Here is a 7,080-nt window from a genome sequence, read left to right as displayed (position 1 = left end):
CCCCCCCCCACTTCTGAACTAAGCCGACTGAGTCCCGAACTAAACTCACTCAGTTCTGAGCTGAGTCGACGGAGTTCTGTATCCCCCCTGGGGGACTTCCAAACTCAATCGGGTTTAGTTCCGGACACGGCGCTCTGAGTTCAGAACACGGTGAACGGAGTCCGGAACACCGCGCACTGAGTTCAGTAACTCCCCGGGGGACTTCCGAACTCAACCGGGTTTAGTTCCGGACACGGCACAGTTAGTTCCGGACTCCCCTCGCGTATCCTGATCCTGATCCCGATCCCGATAGCTATCGGGATCGGGATCGGGAGGGGAAACCAGCGTGTGCGAGCGGCGTGTAAGGAAAGATTGCTTCGATGCACCTCTGCGAAGGCCTATGCGCATCTCGCAATGACCCGAAATCGGAAACCCACCCCTATCCCCTCCATCCCGAAGCTATCGGGAGGGGAAACCAGCGTGTGAGGACAGCGTGCGAGGAAAGATTGCTTCGATGCACCTCTGCGAGGGGCTATGCGCATCTCGCAATGACCCGAAACCGGAAACCCGCCCCTATCCCCTCCAATGGAGGAGAATACAGCGTGTGCGAGCGGCGTGCGAGGAAAGATTGCTTCGATGCCCCTCTGCGAAGGGCTATGCGCATCTTGCAACGACGCGAAACCGGAAACCCACCCCTATCCCCTCCATGGAGGGGAAACCAGCGTGTGCGAGCGGCGTGCGAGGAAAGATTGCTTCGATGCCCCTCTGCGAAGGGCTATGCGCATCTCGCAACGACGCGAAACCGGAAACCCACACCCCCATCCCCTCCATCCCGAAGCTATCAGGAGGGAAACCAGCGTGTGCGGGCGGCGTGCGAGTAAAGATTGCTTCGATGCACCTCTGCGAAGGGCTATGCGCATCTCGCAATGACCCGAAACCAGAAACCCGCCCCTATCCCCTCCAATGGAGGAGAATACAGCGTGTGCGAGCAGCGTGCAGGGAAAGATTGCTTCGATGCACCTCTGCGAAGGGCTATGCGCATCTCGCAATGACCCGAAAGATGGGCGGTGCCCAATACGGAGCGAATCCCTCCAGGCAGGCAACAAAAAAGGCCGCCCGCGGGCAGCCTTTTCATTCAATTAAAACATGAGCAATTATTTGCGGTTCCCTTCGCGGTCGAGTTCCACCACAGGGTAGCCCAGTACTTTTACGCGATCCCACAATTTCTCTTTATCTCCTACCAGCACCACTACCAGTTTGTCGGTTGCGGGTACACGACCGGAGGCTAAAGCATTTGCCTGATCGAGCGTCATCTCTTCCAGAATGCGGTTCTGATCGGCCGGGTAGCTTGCAGACAGGTTGTAGGAAAGAATACGGGACAGGAAGGCTGCCTTTTGTCCGCCGGACTCATATTTACGCGCCTCACTTTGTCCGATAGAGCTCTTGGTAAACGCAAGCTCTTCTGCGGTCATGCCGCCGGATCTGTAATCCTTCATGATGCGCAGTACATCTGCCAGTGCAGAATCGGTAGCTGCGGCTTTAATGCCCGCGCTGAAGGTGAATGTTCCGGTATATTCGTCTCCGTTAAATCCGGAACGCGCTCCGTACGTCCATCCTTTGTCTTCGCGCAGGTAGAGGTTCAGGCGGCTGTTGAATGCTCCGCCGAACGGATAGTTCACCACACCCGATTTGTAGAAGTCGCCCGTTGCATCGTAATGCAGACCGGTAACTACTCCCACTCGGAACTCTGTCTGTGCCGCTTTGGGTACGTCTACAAAATAAACCGTAGTACCGTTTACTGCCGGTGCACTGGCAATAGCAGGCATCGTCACTTCTTTTGCAGGCAACTGATTCAGGAAGCCGAGCGCTGCTACGGCATCTTTGGGTTGCACATCGCCCACCACTACCACTTTTACGTCGCGGGAGTTGAAGTAATTGTTGTAATAAGCATTGATATCGTCGAGCGTAATGTTGTTCAGCGTCTTCTCGCTGGGGTTCATGCCCAGGATGTTATTATCGCCGTACAATACGTGCTCATACACGCGGCTTGCCACATAAGCAGGCTGGTTCATAGCGCTCTTGATACCTTCTACGGTACGCTTGCGGCGCGATTCAAATGTTTTGTCCAGGAATACCGGGCGAAGCATACGCTCTTCCACCAGGGCCATTGTCTGACGGAAGTTTTTGCTCAGGCATTTGACATTTACTTCCACAGCGTCGTTCCCTACTCCTACCGATATCTCGCTGCCGAGTTTCTGCAGCTCCGTAGTAAACGCTTCGGCAGAATAGTTTTTGGTATCCTCATTCATCATTGCGGCAAACAGGTTGGCCAGTCCGGTTTTGTTTTCCGGATCTGTAAGCTGACCGCCTTTGAGTTGGATCTGTATGTTTACCACAGGCATTTCCGCATCGGCTGTTCCGATCACTTTAATGCTGCCGTTGTTCATCTTGTCCATCCACAGCGCAGGCACATTTACCTTAGGGTTGGTTCCTGCAACGGGCACTTTGGAACGGTCGAAATTATCTTTCGCCTTATTGTATTTCAGGCTCGCATAGCCATAGTCGGGAGCTTTGTAGCCATTGCTGTCCACGGTGTAATTATCGGCAGCGGCGCGGTTGTCCGGCTCTGTCTTGGTGAGCACACTCAGCACCAGGCAATGCTGTCCTTTGATATACTGGTCGAATACACGCATCACATCTTCGCGGTTAACGCTGGTGTAGCGCTTGAGTTCGTTGCCGATATTATTCGCGTTACCGGTAAAGGTCTGGAAGGATGCAAGTTTGGATACTTTCTGTGAAACGCTTTCGAGGTCGTAGATGATACCGGATTCCTGCTGATTACGGAACTTCTCGATCTCATCGGCTGTAGGACCGCGCTGCGCAAATTCTTCGATAGATTCACGTACCGCTTTTTCTATATCAGAAAGCTTTTGACCGGGGAAAGGAGTTACTGAGATTGTAAATTCACCGGACAACTCGGTAGCGCTGTTGAACACGCTTACGTTTACTGCCTTTTGCGTTTTCACGAGGTTTTTATACAGGATTGAGTTGTTGCCCTGTCCGAGAATTTCTGCAAAGCAATCCAGCGGCGCTTCGTCTTTGCTGAACTGAGGCGGCGTGGGAAACACCATGCGCAGCATCGGTACTTTAGCGTAATTATCGGTCATAGACACGTAACGGTCTTTGCTGATCTTGGGCAAGGCCAGCTTTACCGGGCTTACCGCCGGACCTGCCGGAATGGAACCGAAATATTTTTCGACCATTTTCAGCACATCGGCAGTTTTCACATCGCCGCCTACGGTGAGTACCGCATTATTGGGACCATACCAGCGCAGGAAGAAGTTTTTCAGATCGTCTACATTCACACGGTTCAGGTCTTCGATATAGCCGATGGTAAGCCATGAGTAAGGGTGCCCGTAAGGATATACGTTCTTGGCGCTCACCTCGCTTACCAGTCCGTAGGGACGGTTGTCGTAGTTCTGGCCACGCTCGTTTTTCACGGTAGCGCGCTGCACTTCAAACTTCTGCTGCGTAACGGCATTCAGCAGGAAGCCCATACGGTCGGCCTCCAGCCACAGCATTTTCTCGAGCTGGTTGCTCGGTACTGTTTCGAAATAGTTGGTACGATCGCGGTTGGTGGTACCGTTGAGCGTACCACCCGCTTCGGTGATCAGTTTAAAATGCTGCTCGTCGGCCACATTGTCCGATCCCTGAAACATCATATGCTCAAAGAAGTGTGCAAAGCCGGATTTGCCGATCTGCTCACGCGCAGAACCCACATGGTAGGTAACGTCCACATGCACAATCGGGTCGGAATGGTCTTCATGGATGATGACCGTAAGGCCGTTGGGCAGCTTGTATTTTTCGTAAGGGATCACCACTTCGTTGCCCGAGCGGGTTACCTTTTCCACGAGTTTTGCCTGTGCCCACACCGAAGCGGGGATGCTGAGGCTTAGCCCCATGGCCAGCGTAAGAACTTTTTTCATTTATAGTTGTATTATTAGAATTTCGGGTAAATATAGAGCGCCTAGCGCAATGTGAGTAATACCACATTTTCTATGTGGTGCGTATGCGGGAACATATCCACGGGCCGCATACGGTCTATCCGGTAAGCTTCATCCAGCAATGCCAGGTCGCGTGCCTGCGTGGCAGGGTTACAGCTGACATACACAATCTTCGGCGCACGCATCTTCAGCAATTGCTGCACGAGCTTTTCGCTCATACCTGCGCGGGGCGGATCGGTGATGATCACATCCGGCTTGCCATGCTCTTCAAAGAATGCATCGGTACAGATCGCGGCAACATCCCCGGCGTAGAACAGGGCATGACCGATTCCGTTTTGTGCGGCGTTTACTTTTGCATCTTCAATAGCCTGTTCGATCACTTCTATACCGATCACCTTGCGCGCACCTTTGGAACAGAAAATGCCGATGCTGCCCGTACCGCAATACAGATCGTACAGTACTTCAGAACCGTTGAGTCCGGCAAAGTCCCTTGTAATGCGGTAGAGGGTTTCTGCCTGTGTGCTATTGGTCTGAAAGAAAGATTTCGGGGATATATTAAAGGTAAAGTCTTCCAGCTTTTCCGTGATGAAGCCTTTGCCGTGATACGTGTGTATTTCCAGATCGTAGATACTGTCGTTCCACTTGGTGTTGATGGTGTAGCACAGCGTGGATATTTCCGGCGCGATAGCAAGCAGCTTCGCAAACATGTCCCCGCGCACCTGTGCATCGTCTTCGCCAAACACGACATTCACCAGCACTTCGCCGGTAGTGGTGACACGGATCATGAGGTTGCGCATAAAGCCTGTGTGCGCACGGAAATCATAATAACTGAGCTGATGCTCCCTGGTATAGTCGCGCAGGAAATTGCGGATCTTATTGGTAGGTTCCGGCTGAAGGTGGCAGGTATTGATCGGTACCACTTTATCAAACAATCCGGGCGCATGAAAACCCAGTGCAGATTCCGGAGCAAATTCGGCATCTCCAGCCGCTGTCAGTTCCTCATTGGTGCGGAACCGTTTGCTGGAGAATGTAAATTCCAGTTTATTGCGGTACAGACGCTGCAACGTGCTCCCGGAGATCGGTTCCATTTCGGGGAGTGCTACATGACCGATGCGTTTCATCTGATCGGCCACCTGCTGTTGCTTATATTCGAGCTGCTTTTCATAGGGCAGCATCTGCCATTTGCAGCCGCCGCATACGCCGAAGTGTTCGCAAAAAGGCACGATCCTGTCGGGAGAAGGGGTAACGAGCCGGAGCATGCGGCCCTCGGCAAATGATTTTTTACTCTTGGTGATGCGAACGTCTACCACGTCGCCGGGTACTGCATTTTCTACAAAAACAACTTTACCGTCCGGCAAGTGCCCGATACAGCGCCCTTCGGCGGCATAACTCACGATCGGCAATCCGCTGACTTCTACCCTCTTGTTCCGTCCCAAAAAAAGAAATTTTTACTGTGGTTAATAAGTTGCAAATTAAGAACATAAAATTGGTTGAAAGCGTGTGATTCAGGTATTTTTGGTAACATGCTGATTTCCGGAAGGAAACAGAAATCATGAACAACATTCCTGTAAAACCTCTATTTTCACCCAATTATTGCTAAACAATGAAAACAATGATGAAAAAATTGCTCTGCGCTTCTGCCCTGCTGGCAGCATCTTTCGGCACTGCAATGGCAAAGGATGGCTATCGCATCCAACTGAAATTTAAGAATCTGAGAGATTCCGGATTTTACCTCGCCCATTACTTTGCCAAACCGCTCCCCACTATCTACAAGAACGATTCCGGCAACCTCGATAAGACAGGCTCCGGGATACTCAGCAGCACCAAAAAAATCACCGGCGGCATGTATATGATCATGCTTTCCGACAGATCCACTTACTTCGAGTTCCTGCTGAACAATGGTGACGATCTCGTGATCAATGTAGACGATATCAACCTCCTGCCTGCACGCGGTGTGTCTGTCAAAAACTCTCCCGAAAACGAGGCATTCTTCAAATATGAAGACTTTGTGCGTAATGTGGGCGAAGAACATCAGGCGCTCAACGCACAGCTGGCCAAGGCTAAAAACAGCGTGGACAGCGCTGCCATTAAGGATAAAATGAGTGAGAAAATGAAGTCGCTCATGAGCTGGCGCAACGACTACAACACTAAAAACCCCAACAGTTTCCTGTCGAAAGTATTTAAAGGACTGGAACTGCCGAAAGTACCTGAAGAAAAACACTTCCTGGCGAATGGCGAGGAAGACAAGGATTATGCCTACAGGTATTATAAAACGCATTACTGGGATAATTTCGATCTGAGAGACCCGCGTATGATCAATACGCCGCTTTACGATTCACGCCTCAAAGAATATTTCGAGCGACTGATCATCCCCGTTCCTGATTCCGTGATCAAAGAATCGGATTGGATCCTTGCGCAGACACGCGGTACCGGCGACCTGTTTAACTACACCCTTTCCTGGCTGGCCACTTATACGCAGGAGAGCAAGGTAATGGGTATGGATAAGGCCTACGTGCACCTGGTAAACACGTACTACGCCAAAGGTGATGCCGACTGGCTGAGCCAGGACCTGCTGCAGAAGCACCTGAATCATGCCCGCGAACTGGCTCCGAACCTGATCGGTAATGTGGGTTACAATATCGTAATGAAAGATTCTTCCGGCAAGAACGAAGTTTCAGTAGCGGACATCAAATCCAAATACAAACTCCTGGTAATGTGGGACCCTACCTGCGGTCACTGTCAGAAAGAGATTCCGCTGATCGACTCGGTTTATCGTGCGGAGCATCTGAAAGCAAAAGGCGTGAAGATCATCGGCATCTGTACCGAAGACGCGATACCGGCCTGGAAAGAATTCATCAAAAAACATGACCTTAAAGACTGGGTACATATCTACGATCCGGAGCGCAAGAGCAATTACAAAGCGATGTACAATGCAATCGTGAACCCGACCATTTACCTGCTGGATGATAAAGGTATTATCCGCGGTAAGACGATCGACCATTCAAATATTGCCACGCTGATAGAAATGCTGGATAAGCAGGAGGCGGAAAAGAAGAAAACGAGTTCCAAATAAAAATCGTAAACTTGCAGATGTGTC

The 7,080-nt window shown here is 51.2% G+C and carries 3 protein-coding genes; 1 reads left to right on the top strand and 2 read right to left on the bottom strand.

Annotated elements, in window-relative coordinates; genetic code table 11:
* Positions 1-1,133: 1,133 nt before the first annotated feature.
* Together ABD846_RS13790 and rlmD are read right to left on the bottom strand one after the other, a co-directional pair.
* Entirely contained in the window at positions 1,134-3,965 is a 2,832-nt protein-coding gene (locus tag ABD846_RS13790; protein WP_344828237.1) for a M16 family metallopeptidase, read from the bottom strand.
* Positions 3,966-4,006: 41 nt separating this feature from the next.
* Positions 4,007-5,419, bottom strand: a complete 1,413-nt coding sequence (rlmD, locus tag ABD846_RS13785; protein ID WP_344828234.1) for a 23S rRNA (uracil(1939)-C(5))-methyltransferase RlmD — start codon at positions 5,417-5,419, stop codon at positions 4,007-4,009.
* A 176-nt stretch (positions 5,420-5,595) separates the two neighbouring features.
* Between rlmD and ABD846_RS13780 the strand changes: the two genes are divergently transcribed.
* The gene (locus tag ABD846_RS13780) at positions 5,596-7,056 is read left to right on the top strand and encodes a redoxin domain-containing protein (RefSeq protein ID WP_344828231.1); all 1,461 of its coding nucleotides are present in this window, start codon (positions 5,596-5,598) and stop codon (positions 7,054-7,056) included.
* Positions 7,057-7,080: the final 24 nt, after the last annotated feature.

It is taken from the genome of Rurimicrobium arvi (assembly GCF_039540495.1).
Taxonomy (GTDB): Bacteria; Bacteroidota; Bacteroidia; order Chitinophagales; family Chitinophagaceae; genus Rurimicrobium; species Rurimicrobium arvi.
This window is presented reverse-complemented; position numbering and strand designations above follow the sequence as displayed.